The 17952-nt window shown below is 30.9% G+C and carries 18 protein-coding genes; 16 read left to right on the plus strand and 2 right to left on the minus strand.

The window, feature by feature from the left end; translation table 11 throughout:
- The first annotated feature begins 389 nt into the window (after positions 1-389).
- From WY13_RS18025 to WY13_RS18065, 9 genes are all read left to right on the plus strand, one after another.
- Complete coding sequence (locus WY13_RS18025) at positions 390-1040, plus strand: phosphatase PAP2 family protein (RefSeq protein WP_192845060.1); 651 nt, start codon at positions 390-392, stop codon at positions 1038-1040.
- The gene (locus tag WY13_RS18030; RefSeq protein ID WP_063556953.1) at positions 986-1681 is read left to right on the plus strand and encodes a response regulator transcription factor; all 696 of its coding nucleotides are present in this window, start codon (positions 986-988) and stop codon (positions 1679-1681) included. The genes WY13_RS18025 and WY13_RS18030 overlap by 55 nt, the downstream gene beginning before the upstream one ends.
- Positions 1671-3182 (plus strand): sensor histidine kinase, encoded by a 1512-nt coding sequence (locus tag WY13_RS18035; RefSeq protein ID WP_063556954.1) that lies wholly within the window; start codon positions 1671-1673, stop codon positions 3180-3182. Before WY13_RS18030 ends, WY13_RS18035 begins: the two co-directional genes overlap by 11 nt.
- An 83-nt stretch (positions 3183-3265) precedes the next feature.
- Positions 3266-3808, plus strand: a complete 543-nt coding sequence (locus tag WY13_RS18040; protein WP_082848563.1) for a hypothetical protein — start codon at positions 3266-3268, stop codon at positions 3806-3808.
- 178 nt (positions 3809-3986) lie between these two features.
- On the plus strand, positions 3987-4910 hold the full coding sequence (locus tag WY13_RS18045) for an AEC family transporter (RefSeq protein ID WP_082848564.1): 924 nt from the start codon (positions 3987-3989) through the stop codon (positions 4908-4910).
- Between the two features lie 14 nt (positions 4911-4924).
- Positions 4925-5698 carry a histidinol phosphate phosphatase gene (locus tag WY13_RS18050; protein ID WP_063556955.1) on the plus strand — a complete coding sequence of 258 codons (774 nt, stop codon included), beginning with the start codon at positions 4925-4927 and terminating at the stop codon, positions 5696-5698.
- 3 nt (positions 5699-5701) lie between these two features.
- The gene (locus WY13_RS18055) at positions 5702-6196 is read left to right on the plus strand and encodes a flavin reductase family protein (protein WP_063556956.1); all 495 of its coding nucleotides are present in this window, start codon (positions 5702-5704) and stop codon (positions 6194-6196) included.
- A gap of 355 nt (positions 6197-6551) precedes the next feature.
- Positions 6552-9116 carry a glycyl radical protein gene (locus WY13_RS18060; RefSeq protein ID WP_063556957.1) on the plus strand — a complete coding sequence of 855 codons (2565 nt, stop codon included), beginning with the start codon at positions 6552-6554 and terminating at the stop codon, positions 9114-9116.
- Positions 9117-9252: 136 nt separating this feature from the next.
- Complete coding sequence (locus tag WY13_RS18065) at positions 9253-10185, plus strand: glycyl-radical enzyme activating protein (RefSeq protein ID WP_063556958.1); 933 nt, start codon at positions 9253-9255, stop codon at positions 10183-10185.
- A gap of 77 nt (positions 10186-10262) precedes the next feature.
- Here the strand turns inward: WY13_RS18065 and WY13_RS18070 are convergent, their stop codons facing one another.
- Both WY13_RS18070 and WY13_RS18075 read right to left on the minus strand, forming a co-directional pair.
- On the minus strand, positions 10263-11009 hold the full coding sequence (locus tag WY13_RS18070; RefSeq protein ID WP_063556959.1) for a response regulator transcription factor: 747 nt from the start codon (positions 11007-11009) through the stop codon (positions 10263-10265).
- A gap of 68 nt (positions 11010-11077) precedes the next feature.
- On the minus strand, positions 11078-12289 hold the full coding sequence (locus WY13_RS18075; RefSeq protein WP_063556960.1) for a sensor histidine kinase: 1212 nt from the start codon (positions 12287-12289) through the stop codon (positions 11078-11080).
- A 598-nt stretch (positions 12290-12887) separates the two neighbouring features.
- Here WY13_RS18075 and pduB point away from each other — a divergent pair.
- From pduB to WY13_RS18110, 7 genes are all read left to right on the plus strand, one after another.
- Positions 12888-13751, plus strand: coding sequence for a propanediol utilization microcompartment protein PduB (pduB, locus tag WY13_RS18080; protein WP_063556961.1), 864 nt, complete (start codon positions 12888-12890; stop codon positions 13749-13751).
- A gap of 55 nt (positions 13752-13806) precedes the next feature.
- The gene (locus tag WY13_RS18085; protein ID WP_063556962.1) at positions 13807-14949 is read left to right on the plus strand and encodes a 1-propanol dehydrogenase PduQ; all 1143 of its coding nucleotides are present in this window, start codon (positions 13807-13809) and stop codon (positions 14947-14949) included.
- Positions 14950-14999: 50 nt separating this feature from the next.
- Positions 15000-15815 (plus strand): MIP/aquaporin family protein, encoded by an 816-nt coding sequence (locus WY13_RS18090; protein ID WP_063556984.1) that lies wholly within the window; start codon positions 15000-15002, stop codon positions 15813-15815.
- A 22-nt stretch (positions 15816-15837) separates the two neighbouring features.
- The gene (locus tag WY13_RS18095; protein ID WP_063556963.1) at positions 15838-16593 is read left to right on the plus strand and encodes a hypothetical protein; all 756 of its coding nucleotides are present in this window, start codon (positions 15838-15840) and stop codon (positions 16591-16593) included.
- Positions 16575-17417: an ethanolamine utilization protein EutJ gene (gene eutJ / locus WY13_RS18100; RefSeq protein WP_063556964.1), complete on the plus strand. Its 843-nt coding sequence runs from the start codon at positions 16575-16577 to the stop codon at positions 17415-17417. Before WY13_RS18095 ends, eutJ begins: the two co-directional genes overlap by 19 nt.
- A 16-nt stretch (positions 17418-17433) precedes the next feature.
- Positions 17434-17739: a BMC domain-containing protein gene (locus tag WY13_RS18105; protein ID WP_063556965.1), complete on the plus strand. Its 306-nt coding sequence runs from the start codon at positions 17434-17436 to the stop codon at positions 17737-17739.
- The coding region (locus WY13_RS18110) for a EutN/CcmL family microcompartment protein (protein ID WP_063556966.1) at positions 17733-17952 on the plus strand (220 nt) is incomplete at its 3' end. The genes WY13_RS18105 and WY13_RS18110, both read left to right, overlap by 7 nt.

The following is a 17952-nucleotide window of genomic DNA, read 5'->3' on the forward strand; positions in this document are numbered from 1 at the left end:
AATTAACTTATGCGTAGAAATATTTTACAATAAGCAAGTACATTTAAATATTTTGTATATACGTCTTAGTAGAAAATTCATAAAAAAACTTAGGGCTTTTGAATTGTCTGAGGTACGAGTTTTCAAAAGTCCTTAGGTTTTTGTGAATTTTCTGTTTAGACGTATCAAAATATTTAACGTACTTGTGATTGTAAAAATATTCGCAGCATAAGTTGATTTTTTGTTTATAAACTTTATGAGTAATCTTATAATTTAAGAAAATTTTAAGAATTTAATTAACAAATTTTAAGAAATTTTTTCTATAATAATAAGTATAGAATGTTATATAATAATTTTAGAAAGTTAGGTACTTAAATTTGAGAGTTGGTGTTGCATTGAAGCGTTTAAAATTGAATTTACTACCATTGAGTTTGCTACTAATTATACCTACAATAAATGTGTCCTATGGTTTGCTAAATAATACAATTAGAGGGTGTCATAGTTTAGTTACTAATTTAGATACGGCCATTCCATTTATAAAACAATTTATAATTGCATATTGGATGTGGTTTCCATTTATGTTTGTATCGCTAGTATATCTGTGTTTTAATTATAGAAATAGCTATTATAAATGTGTAATAACTATGGTTATAGGTATGATTACATGTTATATAATCTATTTTTTCTTTCAGACCACGGTGCCAAGACCTGTTATTAGTGGAAATGATATTTTTTCCCGTGCTGTAAGATTTACCTATAGCTGGGATAAGCCTTTTAATTGTTTCCCCAGCATACATGTGCTTGCAAGTTATATAATAATGATGGCATCAAGAAAATTAGATAAAAAACCTTTTATAAAATTTGCTATGAATTTTATAGGCATATCTGTAATAGTATCTACCCAATTTGTAAAACAGCATGTGATTTTAGATATGATCTTTGCTATACTATTGGCAGAGATAATCTATAGGTTTGTTGCTGGTTTCATTTTGGAAAGGGGACTAATATGGAAAAAGAAATTGTGTTGGTGGTTGACGATGAAAAAGAAATTAGAGACTTAGTTGAGATATATTTAGTAAATGAAGGATACAAAGTATTGAAAGCTTCTAATGGTTTAGAAGCTTTACAGATTTCAAATGATAATGAAGTTGATTTAGTAATTTTAGATGTAATGATGCCTAAAATGGATGGAATTGAAGTTTGTATGAGAATGAGAAAAAATAAAAATATGCCTATAATAATGTTGTCAGCTAAAAGTCAGGATTTAGACAAAATATTAGGTCTTACTACTGGAGCAGATGACTATGTAGTAAAACCATTTAATCCTCTGGAACTTGTAGCCAGAGTAAAATCTCAACTGAGAAGGTATAAAAGGTTAAATATACCTAAAAAAGTTGACCAGGAAATAATTGAAGTAGACGACTTAGTGATAAACACCAAAAATCATCAAGTAAAAGTTGGTAACAAGGATGTAAAACTTACTCCAAGAGAATTTGAAATTTTAGAACTTTTATCTTCAAATAGGGGTGTAGTGTTTAGTATAGAAAAGATTTATGAATCTGTATGGAAACAGGATTTTTTTGAATCTGATAATACTGTAATGGTACATATAAGAAAAATAAGAGAAAAGATAGAGGAAAATCCGAGAAGACCTCGTTTTATAAAGACCATTTGGGGGGTGGGATATAAAGTTGAAAAATGATTTTAAAATATCTTTAGAATCTAGCTTGAGTAAAATGAAAAACAGTATAAGGCTGGAGCTTATATTTGTATTTGCCCTCTGTTTTGTCACGTCTGCTGCACTTGGAAAAGCAGCAGGCGTTTTTTTACAAAATAGGAATATCACTGCTAGAATAGATTATAGTAAAGGTATAGATAGGATGTCTGTAAATGGCAACTTAATAGGGGATGAAATAAAGAGTAAAAGTATAAGTATAGACGATAAGGATAAAATACAAAAAATTATAGATAGTTGTAATGATACATCAGATTTGGAAAAGATAATGATTACGGATTTAAACGGAAAGGTTTTGTACAAATCAAATAATGCGGATGAAACGCAAATAGATGTATATACTACTATAAAAAATTCTATAAAAAATTCTCTTGAAATGATGAAAAATATTCAAAACATATATGGAACTAATAAAGGTAATGAAATAAGTAGAAATAGAGAATACATCAGCTTTTATCCTATAAATTTTAGTGATGGAAAAGCCTATTTAGTAGTTAAAGGTATGCCCCAGTATGAAATAATTTATGAAAAAAGATACAATCCCATTCCTGGGACCATTGTATCTTTTATATCATTTCTAACAATGTTTTATTTTATAACTAATAAAAAAATGAAATATATAGAAAATATATCTTCTGGACTTATAGAAATATCAAGGGGAAATTTGGATCATAGAATAAAGAGTCAGGGAAGAGATGAATTGGCTTTACTATCAAATAATATAAATTTTATGGCAGAAGAACTAAATAATAAAATGAAAGCTGAAAGGGAAGATGAGAGAATAAAAAATGAACTCATAACTAATGTATCTCATGATTTAAGAACACCACTTACTTCTATTAAAGGGTATTTAGCTCTTATTAAAGATAAAAGATATGAGGATGAGACACAAATGAAACAATATATTAATATTGCTTACAATAAATCTGAAAAGCTAGAAGAATTAATAAATGATCTGTTTGAATACACTAAACTTACCAACAATGCAGTTAATTTAAATAGGCAGAGTATATCCTTAAATGGATTACTAGAGCAACTTATAGAAGAATTGGTTCCAATTTGTGAAGAGACAGGGGTAACTATTACAAGAAGTTTTCCAAAACGCAAATTTCTTGTTTATTTAGATCCGAATAAAACTGCAAGAGTGTTTGAAAATTTATTTATAAATGCTATAAGATATAGTATGAAACCGGGAGATGTAGAAGTTTCATTAAGAGAAGAGAAAGGCGCTGCAGTAATCTCTATAAAAAACAAGTGTGAGCCTGTAAGTAAAGAAGAAGTTGATAAGTTATTTGATAGGTTTTATAGATTGGATAAATCAAGGTCTTCCAATACAGGAGGAAGTGGGCTTGGGCTTGCTATTGCTAAGAGTATAGTGGAAATTCAAGGTGGAAAAATAAAGGCAGAATATTCTTCTGGTTATATGGTATTTGATGTAATCTTCAATTTGTCAGATAGTAGGTCATAGAAACAATATTTTACACAAATTACATTCAAATTTTTATTCTAATGGACTATAATATAAATATGGCTTTTAAAGGAGGAATATAAATGGATAAACTTACCTTACTAGATGAACTGGTAGAAGTAGCTGCAAAACCTGTACTTCAGTCCAGAAATTATTGGCATGCTAGTGTGTACAATGTTTTAAAGGCAAAGAAGGATTCTATAAACGATGACAACAAGTATTTTTTAGAATTAAAGGCTGATATTTTGAGTATAAAAAGGCTCTGGAAAGAAGAATTAGATACTCTACATTCTTGGGGTAAAAAACAAGATATGCCTTCTACATCAGAAATAAGTGAAACAATTTCAAATATGGAAAGCAAATGTGAAACAGAAGTATTAAATGGAAAAGCGGTTTTTAAAAATGGAGATGAACCAGATAAAGATGATTTACAATTTCTAGAGAGATATAGTTCCATAAAAAACATAAATGAAAGATTGACATGTATGGAAGAAGATTATCTATATTGTCGTATAAGGGATTATATAGTATTGAATATATATCAATTTTTATCTCAAAATATGGAATTTGCAATTAATATATTAAAAGACGACACTGATGAAGTTATAAAAAAATGTCGGATTTAATTTCAAAGTATGCAGATAGGGGAATGTATGCTGACATGGAGGAAGATTAATATTAATGTACTTAAATCTAGGGGCAGCGTAAGGTATTTTTAAAGAAATAATTAGTCAGTATGTTAAGTCTATTTTTATCATGCTGCGTCGGTAGATTTCTTTCAAATGCCTAATTAGGGGGAAAATTTTGATCGTCAAGGTAATAAACCAAGTAATAATTTTATCACTTATGATGCTTATAGGAGTCTTTGCAAAAAAGAAAAACATAATAACTGAAGAAGGAGAAAAAAGTCTGTCGAGTTTTTTAGTTAATATAACTCTTCCATCACTTCTCATAACTTCCTTTAACTATAGGTATTCGGAAAAGATGATTGCTAATGCAGAAAGTATATTTTTGTATTCAATTATTATTCACATAGTAATTATATTGTTGAGTAAAGTTTGTGCTTATAGATATGAAGACAAAGTAAAGAAAGTAATGAGATTTATTATTATATTTTCTAACAGTGGATTTATGGGATATCCAGTACTGGAGGGTCTTTTTGGTAAAGTAGGAATTTTTTATGGAGCAATTTTTAATATACCTCTTAATATATTTATGTTTAGTGTGGGAATTGCTATATATACAGGTAAAAATGATATTAAAAATATAAAGAATGTAATTTCTAATCCAGTTATAATTTCAACTATTGTTGGATTTTTAATGTTTGTATTTTCTATAAAACTTCCATATGTTGTAGATACCACATTGAGTAGTGTAGGTTCCATGACCACACCGCTTTCTATGATTATAGTAGGAACTATGCTGGCAGGAGTGAAACTCAAAGATATCTTTTCGGGATTCCAAGTATATTATACTTCATTTATGAGATTGATATTAGTGCCTCTAGTTACTGTTTTACTCTTAAAACTTATGAAAGCAGACAGTTTTATGATTCAAATATGTGCTGTAATTGAAGCAATGCCATCAGCTGTTCTAGCTTCTGTGCTTGCGCAGCAATATGGAGCAGATAGCAAATTGGCAGCTAGAAGCGTTTTTATAACTACTATAATTTCAATGGTTACTATCCCTATTGTAGTTATATGTATACAATTCCTAACTAAAGTTTGAAGGAGGGTTATATATTGTTTGATACACATGTACATACTAATTTTTCTACGGATTCTGATATGAAAATAGAAGAAGCTATAAAATCTGCAAAAGAAAAAGGCATATCTTTTATAACAACAGAACATATGGATATCAATTTTCCCAAAGAAGGTCTATTTCGTTTTGACGTAAATGAATATTTAAATAAGTATTTAAAATATAGAAATGATAATCTACTTCTTGGCATAGAGCTTGGAATGAAGGAGGATTGTTTAGAACAAAGCAGAAAGTTAATAAAGGATAATTCTTTTGATTATGTAATTGGATCTATACACTTAGTGGAGAACTTAGATCTCTATTATTCAGATTATTATGAAGGCAAAAGTAAAAAAGAGACTTATTTTAAATATTTGCAAGATATGCTAAAAAATTTAAAACAATTTGAGTTTATAGATAGTTTGGGTCACATTGACTATATAGCTAGATATGCTAAATTTGAGGATAAGGAATTATACTATAGTGATTTTCCAGATATAATAGATGAGATATTCAAAGCAGTTATAGATAAAGAAAAATGCTTGGAGTTAAATACAAGGAGACTTAAAAATCAAGATTCAGTAAAAAATATGCTGGAAATATATAAAAGATTTAATGAATTAGGAGGAAAATACATAACAGTAGGGTCTGATGCTCATAATTTAGAGTCTATGGGAAGCAATTTTAGAGAAGCAGTAGAAATTGCCAGAAGGTGTAATTTAAAAATAGTATATTTTAAAAATAGAAAAGAAGAGTATGATAAAGAGGTGTAGATTATGGATTTTACGAATAATTCGGCTGAAGTAATCAAGCAATTAGGTAAAGAAGGAGCTTTCCTTACAAGTAAATATAATGGGAAAGTAAATACTATGACAATAGGATGGGGAAGCATAGGTGTTATATGGAGGAAACCTGTGTTCACTGTGCTTGTGAGACAATCTAGATATACTAAGGAATTCATAGAAAATAGCGGTAATTTTACAGTAAGTGTTCCTTTTAGCAGTGACATGAAGAAGGTCCTTGCAATATGTGGCACTAAATCCGGTAGGGATATAGATAAATTCAAGGTGTGTAATTTACAGCTTAATTCAGGTAGAAGTGTAGATAGTCCGGTGATAGCAGGATGTGATATGTATTATGAGTGCAAAGTTATATATAAACAGGATATGAAAAAAGAACTTTTGACAAAAGAAGTAGATTCAAATTGTTATCCTGATGGAGATTATCATACAGTTTATTATGGAGAAATAGTAAATTGTTATGAAAAATAAAGTTTTCATTGTAAAGATATTTAATTTTTATAGGTGAAACATATGTTGTATAAATACGGTGAGAGTTCATACATAGTATTTATACAACATGTGTTTTATTTTTTTAGTTAGAAACTCTATAATTTAGGTTTCTATTTTGCAGAACTAAGGTTATTAATTTAAAACTATTCTACTATAAGTAAAGGAATATTGTTGTGTAAATTTTTTATATATCAAAATAATACATCATATTCAAATCTATATAATACAAAAACAGGTCGAAATAATCAAAAAAAGATAGGAACTTTAAGAATAGAATGTAATTATGAAAATGATTAATAAAAGTTATATAAAATTAATTAAGGGGGTTGTTTAATTGAATGATGTTTTAAACAAACTTTATACTGCAAATCAAAGTAAAAGAATAGAAAAATTAACTAACGATTTATACTCGGTAACTCCTGAAATTGAAGCGCAAAGAGCGGTTTTAATAACGGAATCTTTTAAGAAAACCGAAGCTTATCCTATGATTATTAGAAAAGCTAAAGCTTTAGAAAAAATACTAAATGAAATGGATATAGTTATTCGTGATGAAGAACTTATTGTAGGAAATTTGACTAAAAAACCTAGAGCAGCTTCAATATTTCCGGAATTTTCAAACAAATGGCTTTTAGAAGAATTTGATACTCTTGCAAAAAGAACTGGCGATGTATTTCTTATTAGTGAAGATGTAAAATCACAGCTTAGGGAAGTATTCAAATATTGGGATGGAAAAACAACAAATGAGCTTGCAACAGAGTATATGTTTTCAGAAACGAAGGAAGCAATGGAAGCAGGGGTATTTACTGTTGGAAATTATTATTTCAATGGTATAGGTCATATTTCTGTAGATTATGCAAAAGTATTATCTAAAGGATTTAACGGTATAATTGAAGAGGCAGAAAGTGAAAAGGCTAAAGCAAATAAAGAAGATCCAGATTACATAAAGAAGGATCAGTTTTTGACAGCCGTAATCATAACTTCAAAAGCTGTCATTAAATTTGCTAGACGTTTTGCAGAATTAGCTAGAAATTTAGCAAGTCAAACATTGGATTCACGAAGACGTGAAGAGTTAATACAAATAGCTGAAAATTGTCAGTGGGCACCTGAAAGACCAGCTAGAACATTTTATGAGGCTCTACAATCATTTTGGTTTGTACAATCTATTATTCAGATAGAATCTAATGGACATTCAATATCACCTATGCGTTTTGACCAATACATGTATCCTTATTTTAAGAAGGATGTATCAAACGGACTTATTACACAAGAAAAAGCTCAAGAACTTTTAGATTGTCTATGGGTTAAATTTAATGATGTTAATAAGGTTCGTGATGAAGGATCAACAAAAGCATTTGGTGGATATCCAATGTTCCAGAACTTAATTGTAGGTGGACAAACTATTGATGGGAGGGATGCTACAAATGAGCTTTCATTTATGTGTCTTGAAGCTACTGCACATACCAAGTTACCACAACCGTCAATTTCAATAAGAGCTTGGAACAAAACTCCAGATGAGTTATTACTAAAAGCTGCTGAAGTAACTCGTTTAGGTTTAGGTATGCCAGCTTACTATAATGATGAAGTTATCATTCCTTCTTTGACAAGTCGTGGTCTTACATTAGAAGATGCTAGAGATTATGGTATTATTGGGTGCGTAGAACCTCAAAAAGGTGGAAAGACCGAAGGGTGGCATGATGCTGCATTCTTTAATATTGTAAAGGTATTAGAGATAACTATAAATAATGGTATGGATAATGGGAAACAGATAGGATTAAGAACTGGAGACTTCACTTCTTTTACATCATTTGAGAAATTATTTGATGCATACAAACTGCAAATGGAGTATTTTGTTAAACTTCTAGTTAATGCAGATAACAGTGTAGATTTAGCACATGGAGAGAGAGCACCATTACCATTCTTATCTTCAATGGCAGATGATTGTATAGCTAGAGGAAAATCATTACAAGAAGGAGGAGCGCATTACAACTTTACAGGCCCACAAGGAGTGGGAGTTGCAAATGCAGCAGACTCGTTAGAAGCTATTAAGAAACTTGTTTTTGAAGATAAGAAAATAACTTTACAGGATTTAAAGAATGCATTAGATACTAATTTTGGTGAATGTAAGAAAAACCCAATGTCTGAACTTGCTAATAGTATAAATGAAGTGGGCGATATGAAAGGGTTAACACCTGAAACTATATTGAAAGTTATTGAGAAATTACTATCAGAAGAAAAGAAAACTTCATTAGAAGGATTGGAACCGGGTAAAGATATTAACTTAGGTAGTTATGGAAATAAAGAAAGTATTCGCCAAATGCTATTAAATAGAGCACCTAAGTTTGGTAATGATATAGATGAAGTTGATGATTTAGCACGAGAAGCTGCATTAATTTATTGTAATGAAGTTGAAAAATACACTAATCCGCGTAATGGTCAATTCCAACCAGGTCTTTATCCTGTTTCTGCAAATGTTCCAATGGGATCACAGACAGGAGCAACGCCAGATGGAAGAAAAGCTGGTGAACCACTAGCAGATGGTGTATCACCAGTTTCAGGAAGAGATGCAATGGGACCGACTGCAGCTGCTAATTCTGTTGCAAAAATAGACCATTGTAAAGCTTCAAATGGTACATTATTTAATCAAAAGTTTCATCCATCTGCTTTAGAAGGCCAGACTGGTTTACAGAATTTATCTTCTCTAGTAAGAACCTTTTTTGATGAAAAAGGATTACATGTACAATTTAATGTAGTAAGCCGAGAAACGCTTTTAGATGCTCAAAAGAACCCTGAAAATTATAGAAATCTGGTAGTACGTGTAGCCGGATATAGTGCTCACTTTACTTCTTTAGATAAGTCAATTCAGGATGATATTATAAAAAGAACAGAACATACTTTTTAGTTAGTTTGGTTCCATATATGTTGAGGAAGAGTTTTTACTACTTCCTCATTTTTAAATAAAAGTTATTTACTAAATTAGTAAAAGAGAATTATTTGTAAAGTTTTTTATAGAGCAGCTTTTTATAGGAGGAAACGTTATGTTGAATTATCAAGTGAATTTAGATAAAAAAGGAGTTATTTTTGATATACAGAGATTTTCTGTTCATGATGGACCAGGAATTCGTACAATAGTCTTTTTTAAAGGCTGCCCCTTGTCTTGTCGTTGGTGTAGTAACCCAGAATCTCAGTGTATGGAGTCACAAGTAATGTTTATTTCGAGCAAATGTATAGGATGTAAAAAGTGCTATGAAGTTTGCAGTAATGGGGCAATAGATTTCAACCTTCCTTCTAGAGTTGATCAGAATAAATGTATTAAATGTGGTAAGTGTGTTGAGAATTGTTATGCTGGAGCTTTGAATTTAGCAGGAAACACGAGAACTGTAAAGGAATTGTTAATAGAATTGAAAAAGGATAACCTATATTATAGGCGATCTGGTGGTGGAATTACCTTATCAGGAGGAGAAGTAACAGCTCAACCTGAATTTGCTGAAGAATTACTAAAAGGATGCAAACAAAATGGTTGGCACACAGCTATTGAAACCGCAGCATTTACATCTCCAAGTGTTTTAGAAAGGATATTACCCTGGCTTGATTTAGTTATGCTTGATATTAAGCACATGGACGCAAATAAACATTTAGAGTATACAGGAAAGCCTAATGAGTTAATCTTACAGAATGCAAAATTAATAGCTCAGTTTGGAGTTCAGTTAATAATAAGAGTACCTGTTATTCCAGAAGTTAATAGCGATGAAAATAATATAAGAGCTACAGCTAATTTTGCAACTAGCCTTAAAAGTGTTAAAGAATTACATCTTCTACCATATCATCGCCTTGGCGAAAATAAGTATGGGTACTTAGGACATGACTACACAATGAAAGGTTTACAACCACCTACTAAAGAAGAAATAAATAATCTTAAAGAACTAGTGGAAGAATGTGGACTAATATGTAAAGTTGGTGGAATTGACTAGTTCTAAATGACAAATAGAGAGAAGTGTATTAAACATCGGTTTTTAATATACTTCTCTTATTAATTCGTCGGTAATATTTAGGCATTATTGCAATAACTCATTTTAAATTTATAAGGTGACTTATTCTCATTCTTAAAAAATACTTTGCTAAAATATGCGATATCAGTATAACCTACTTCCATGGCAATTTGTGTTATAGATTTATCTGTATTAACTAATAACTTTTTAGCATTTTCAAGTCTGAGATTTGTAATATACTGAGTAAATGTTACTCCCATTTTTTGTTTAAAATATCTACTTAAGTACTGAGGATTTAAGTGTACAAAATTTGCTACAGTATTTAATTTTATATCTTGTGTATAGTTATTATCAATATATTTTATTGCAGCTTTTATAGTATTTTCAGAAATCTCTTTAGACTTTAAATTAGCTATTTTTCTAGAATCAAAGTTATCTATAGATTTAAGAGCTTTATTTATAGAAGCTTTTAGATTAGATGGCCGAACAGGTTTTAATAAATAATCTATTACTCCATATTTTATTGCCGTTTGTGCGTAGTCAAATTCTCCATAGGCTGTTATTATAATTGTTTTAGTATTTGGCAGAAAGCTAATTATTTCTTTTTGAGCATCTAAACCAGTTTTTTCAGGCATTTTTATATCCATAAGAATTATATCAGGTTTATTTATCTTAGCGTTTAATATTGCTTCTTCTCCGTTTTTAGAATCTCCTTTAATATCAATATTAAAGAATTCTCTTTGTAATAATATTCTTAATGATTTTCTCTCAAGAGGTTCATCATCGACTATCATAAGTTTATACATCTTAATCACCCTCCTGTTAAGGTATTATAAAATTTATTTAATAGTAATGGTTAAAATACTAAAAATTATTATTTTAATTTTGGGATACGTATATATACTTTTGTTCCGACGTCAAGAGTACTTTCTATCTTTAGACCGTAATTTCTACCAAAATAATGTTTTAGCCTATTGTCAGTATTTTGCAATCCTATACCTAAACCGCTATCAGAGAGGTCTTTTGAGTTATTTAATAGGTTAAGTATACTACTATTAATTCCTCTGCCATTATCACTTATTTCAATTATTATATCTTTTTTTGAATTGGAGGTGCTATTTATAATTATTTTTCCACCTTCTTTTTTGGTTTCAAGGCCATGAACGAGGGAGTTTTCAACAAGTGGTTGAAGAATCATGGTTGGAATTCTATATTCATTAAGAGATTCATCTATATTAATTTCATAGGATATCCTATCGCTGTACCTTAAAGCTTGGATAAAAAGATATCGTTTTATATTAGTAATTTCATCCTTAAGTTTAGGAAATTCCTCTAAGTTCCGTAAGCTATATCTTAATAAATCAGAGAGATTATATATTAGTTCTTCTGTTGTAGGAGCATTTTCAATTAGAGCCATACTTGCTATTGTATTTAAAGTGTTAAATAGAAAGTGAGGATTAATTTGGGCTTGTATAGTTTTTAACTGCATTTTTTTGGCATACTGTTCAAGCTTAATTTTTTCTTCACTTTCTTTTAATAATTTTTCCTGTGTAATAGTATGGAGACCCATTTCAGCTATATAATTTGCAAGAAATGTATAAAATGAAACACAATTTCGTAGGTAGTCACTTTCAACAATTTCTATGCGTTCAACAGCTTCCTTTAGCTTTTTTAGAGGGATTTCATAATTTTTAGAAATCCAATTTAAGTCTATGGAATCTCTTGTTTGTTGTCCTTTTAGTAATACCTGTCCACCCAATACGGCACCTACATAGATATCGTTTACTATTATAGGTGCAGCACAATCCATTAGTCCTGTGTGGCATTTATATACTCTTGGTTTTTTATCCTTCATAGCCATAAAGCCTGCTTGAGAATCACAGGATATACAGTTTTTACATCCTTTTGGGGAGGAACGAATAAGTTTACAAAATGGTGTGAAATTGTTTTCATTGCAAACTGGAACCCCATGAATATCTGTTGTAACTGCAGAAAAAATAACTATTTTAGCTAACTTGTATTGGATATCTTTTAAAGTGTTTATATCAATAATGTCACTGAATTTAAGATCTTTTAATGAATTCATTTGTATATCCTCCGTAAAAAAGAAATCTTGTAAATAGTAAGTTACTTTAGAAATATAGCTTATGTATATTTGTAAAATTTAAGAATATTTTAAGGGGCACATGATTTGAAAGTCACAGAAAGTAAAATTAAAATTTATTAAGTTTATTTTTTAACAATTAAAATTTTGAAAGTAAAATAAGTTAAATGAAAAATAGATATTTAACTTATATAATACTCAAACAAAATTTGTCGCTTAATAGAATTATAATATTTAATGTGTCGATTTACAAGAAAATTAACTAATGAATATAAAAATATAACAAATTTCTAAGATGTCAAAATAGTACAACATATAAAAATATATATTGTACAAAATGGAGTCAAATTTATTAAAAAATTTTATTTGCTTTTGTAATAAAATTAAACCACAAATTTGATTATAAAAAATATTAGAAACTTTTGGGGGTGGGATCTTATAGGGGAAAAAACATTGCTAGGTACAGTAATTAATGAATCATCAGCTAATGAGAAGGCTGCAGGGTTTAGTAGCTAAGGTAGCAAATGTTAAAGAAAATTACCTTCATTGTCAAAATAATTAAAGGTTTCGAGGTGGAAAAATGGATCAAGAGATAATCAATAAGGTTTTGGAAGAGTTTAGAAAGAAAACAAATTGTGAAAATTCAAGTGGTACAACAGATAAAACACAAAATACAGAGAATTCTAAATCAGAATTAAGGGAAGAAAAAATAATAGAAAAAGAAGAAAAGAGGGAAGCTTTTATGATAAATGATATGCCTGTAATAACAGAATATGTAGGATGTGCTATTGGAGATACGGTTGGTTTGGTTATTGCTAACATTGACGGAAGTATTCAAGAAAAAATGAATTTGGATCCTAAGTTTCGTTCTTTAGGAATTATAAGTGCAAGAACAGGTGCTGGACCACATATTATGGCTGCAGATGAAGCTGTAAAGGCAACAAATACTGAAATTGCGGCAATAGAGCTTCCAAGGGATACAAAAGGTGGGGCAGGACATGGATCGCTCATAATTTTTGCTTCTGAAGATGTATCAGATGCTAGAAGAGCTGTTGAAGTTGCGCTAAAAGACGTAGAAAGAACATTTGGGGATGTATATGGTTGTGATGCGGGACATGTAGAACTTCATTATACCGCCAGAGCAAGTCTTGCGCTCGAAAAGGCTTATGGGGCTCCACTTGGAAAATCTTTTGGAATAGTTGTAGGAGCACCAGCAGGGGTAGGTTTGGTTATGGCAGATACTGCAATGAAAACTGCTAATGTGGAATTAGTTACTTATGCAAGTCCAAATGATGGTACAGCACATTCCAATGAGGTAATTATATCAATAACAGGAGATTCCGGAGCTGTTAGGCAGTCTGTAATAGCGGCTAGAGAAGTGGGAATAGGAATATTAAAATCTATGGGACAAAATCCTGTCTCAACTACAAAGCCTTATATTTAAGATACATGCAAATGTTTATATAAATATATGTTATAAACGTAGAAGAAGGGATAATATGAATACATTTAACATTAAACCTACAATTTGTTTTGATAGAGGGTCAATAGAGTATTTGAAAAACATAAAGAATAAAAGAGTGTGTATAGTTACGGACCCATTTATGCTTAAATCAGGTACTGCAGATAAAATAATTGACATATTAAAAGATAATAAAATTGAGTATGAAATTTTTTCAGAGATAAAACCTGATCCACCGATTGAAATCGTTGCTATGGGAGTAAATAAAATGAGAATATTTAAACCAGATGTAGTAATTGCATTAGGCGGCGGTTCATCAATTGATGCTACGAAAAGCATTATACTCTTTACTATAAAAATATTAAATACTAATGGAGGCAATTATAAAAAACCATTATTTATAGCTATTCCAACTACTAGTGGTACAGGATCAGAAGTTACTTCTTTTTCAGTAATTACTATGAAAAGTACAAAATTTCCTTTGATTAATGATGAATTAGTTCCAGATATAGCTATAATAGATGCAAATCTTGTTAAAACAGTGCCTCAACAAATAACAGCAGATACTGGAATGGATGTCTTGACTCATGCTATTGAGGCGTATGTTTCTACAAAAAGCTCTGATTATACAGATGCGTTGGCTGAAAAGGTTGTAAAATTAGTATTTGACTATTTACTAAGGGCTTATAGAGATGGAAATGATGTGCTTGCAAGAGAAAAATTACATAATGCATCTTGCATGGCTGGTATGGCATTTACAAATGCATCTCTAGGAATTAATCACAGTATGGCACATACATTAGGGGGAAAATTTCATATACCACATGGTAGGGCAAATGCAATTTTATTACCTTATGTTATTGAGTATAATGCTAATTTAAAATCAGAAAAGGAAACAGAATCAGGAAAAAGGTATGCTAATTTGTCTAGAATCTTAGGGTTACCTTGTGCTTCTACAAATGAGGGAGTAAAAAGTATTATTGCCGCAATAAAAATATTAATGAATGCAACTAATACACCTATGAACTTACAAGAAGTAAACATAGATAAACTTGATTTTTTAAATGAACTAGAAAATATGGCAAATGATGCTTTAAATGATAAATGCACAGCTACTAATCCAAGGAAAACTAGCAAAGAAGAAATAGCTCAATTGTTTCAAGAAGTTTATGGTAAATAGCATTTTTATAAACTAACGAAAATGTTAACAATAAGGAGGATAATATGAATATGAAAAATAAATTATTAGGTGAATGTTTTGCCGAATTTATAGGTACATTTATCTTATTATTTATTGGAATTGGGGTAGTAGCATCTCTAGTTGCAGTAAATGCAAACGTTACATTTTGGGGATTATCTATGTGTTGGGGATTAGCTATAACAATAGCTATATTTGTTGTTGGCGATACTTCCGGGGCTCATATAAATCCTGCGGTTACAATTGCTTTAGCAGTATGGAAAAAATTTGACAAAAAGAAAGTAATTCCTTATATTGTTTCACAAGTTTTAGGAGCTTTTACAGCAGCAGCAATAGTTTATGCATTATATGGCAGTTCTATAAGACAATTTGAAAGCAGCAAAAATATTATTAGAAACTCACAATCTGGTTGGAGTTCAGCAGGAATATTTAGTACATTCCCTAAAACAGGGTTGTCAATGCCCAATGCTTTTATGGTAGAAATGTGTATAACAGCTATTTTAGTATTAGTTATTTTTGCAGTAACAGATGGATACAATAGAAGTTGTCCTAAAAATGGTATGCCAGCTTTGGCTATAGGCTTGGTGGTAGCGTTATTAGGAGCGTCATTTGGGCCTTTAACTGGTTTTGCTATGAATCCAGCTCGTGATTTTGGTCCAAGATTATTATGTGTGCTGGCAGGATGGGGAACAAGCGCTTTCGGACCTAATAATTATGGACTTATTGTACCGATATTTGCTCCTATTGTAGGAGGAATTTTAGGCGGAGGCATATATGAAAAATTAATTTCACTTTATTTACCTGCTAAAATGAAGCCTAGTATTGAAAAGAATCAGGTTGAGAGCTAGAAGAGGGTAAAGGGGGTTCAAAATGAAATTTATTACCGAAATTGATTTGCGGGATTTATATAGAAAAGAACCTTTTACAGATTATGAGCTAAAACTTGGGACAAGACTTACACCTGAAGCAAGTCAGTTTCTGTCAGACAAAGGTATAAATATGTTTGATGATAGGTCTTATTATAAAAAGAAAAATGTTGTAAATAAAGAGCAGCCTGTGAAAAAAGAGCAGATTGAAGATAAAGTACAAGTTGTAGAAAAAGTACAGACTAAAGATGAAAGTCAGACAGCTGCAGATACAAAGAAAAAGAATAATTGGAAGAAGAAAAAACTTTACAATAAGATGAAATCAACGGAGGCATTGTTTCTTATTACGGAAGAAGAACTTTTGAATAAGGATATCCTTTGGGCACAGAATGTTATTAGTTTAGGTAAGCAATTCACTAAAATTAGAAATGCCATTCAGGGTAAAGGATCCGTTGAAAATCTTTGTATTAAGGAATGTACAGCAATAAATTTTAGCAATTATTCACTTGATTTAGATGATTGCTTTGAAATTACAGAATTTCATATGCAGCTTAAAAAGGGCAGAGATATCATAATTTTGCATAGACTGCGCTGTGCTCTTAGAGAAATTGAACCATTTATTTTAGAAGCATATGAAGATAGTGAAGATAAAGATGCATTGTGCAGTGATACTATTGGAAAGATCAATCAGATTATTAATGCTTTGTCCCAAATGATTTGTTCTATTTTTGGAGGTACAAAATGTCAGAGAAAAATTTGACTTTTAAGTTCTGCGACCAAGTTGTGAAAGATTTTGAGCATGTAGTAAAACATCCAATTGTTGGTAAGTCTTCTGTTTATTATACAGGAGTTGACCTGGGTACAGCATGTGTTGTCCTAGCAGTTGTGGATGAAAACTATAAGCCAGTAGCAGGTGCTTATAAATATGCAGATGTAGTTCGAGATGGTATGGTTGTTGATTATATTGGTGCAATCAATATTGTTAGAGAGATGAAGCATGAAATTGAGGAAAAGTTAGGTACAGAGTTGATTTATGGAGCTGCAGCTATTCCACCTGGAACAGATGAGTTGGATTCAGGGGCAGTTAAAAATGTAGTTCAGGCAGCTGGTTTTGAACTTACAAGTGTGCTTGATGAACCAACGGCTGCTAATAAAGTTCTTAGAATTAAGAATGGTGCAGTTGTAGATATCGGTGGTGGAACGACTGGAATTTCAATTTTAAAAGATGGAAAAGTTGTTTATATTGCAGATGAACCAACAGGAGGTACTCAATTTTCCTTAGTTGTTTCTGGTGCATATAAAATGCCTTTTGCAGAAGCAGAATTGTATAAACGTAATCCAGAAAATCATAAGGACCTTTTACCTGTACTAAAGCCAGTAGTTGAAAAAATAGCATCTATTATTAACCAGCATATTAAAGGGTACGATGTTCAGGAAATATCTCTGGTAGGAGGAACTTGCTGCCTGACAGGTATTGAGACGATTATAGAGAAAAAGACAGGAATTTTTACTCATAAGCCAGAAAATCCGATGTTTGTGACCCCTTTGGGCATAGCACTTAGCTGTACGCAGGAAAGTATATAGTTGGAGATGATTCAATATGGAATTTCGAATTATTAAATCACCTTCAAAGGGTACTATAGATATGCTTATGAGGCGTATGGGTGCTAATGTTAATAAAGATTCAATTTGTGTTGATGCGGTTGGTCTTGTACAAGGTAAAATGCTGGACATGATTTATGCGGCAGATATTGCTGAAAAGGCAGTTGGTGTCACAGTAGAAGATATTAAAGGAAGTTGTCCACAGAATATGATAATGATTGCGATTTTTGGCGATACGTCATCTGTTGAATCAGCAATTCAGGAGATTAAGCGCAATGTTAAAAAGGAGAAAAATATATGTTAATAGCAAGATTAATTGACAATGTATGGGCAACAAGAAAAGCAGAATCACTTAATGGATTGAAGTTTATGTTAGCGGAAGTAATTGGTGGAACTGGTGCTGGTCAGCATTTAGTTGTTGCAGATATAATCAGTGCCGGTATTGGAGATAGAGTTATTGTTTCAACCGGGTCATCAGCTCGAAAAATGTTAGATGAATGTGAGGATATCCCGGTTG

The organism is Clostridium ljungdahlii (assembly GCF_001636845.1).
Lineage (GTDB): Bacteria > Bacillota > Clostridia > Clostridiales > Clostridiaceae > Clostridium_B > Clostridium_B ljungdahlii_A.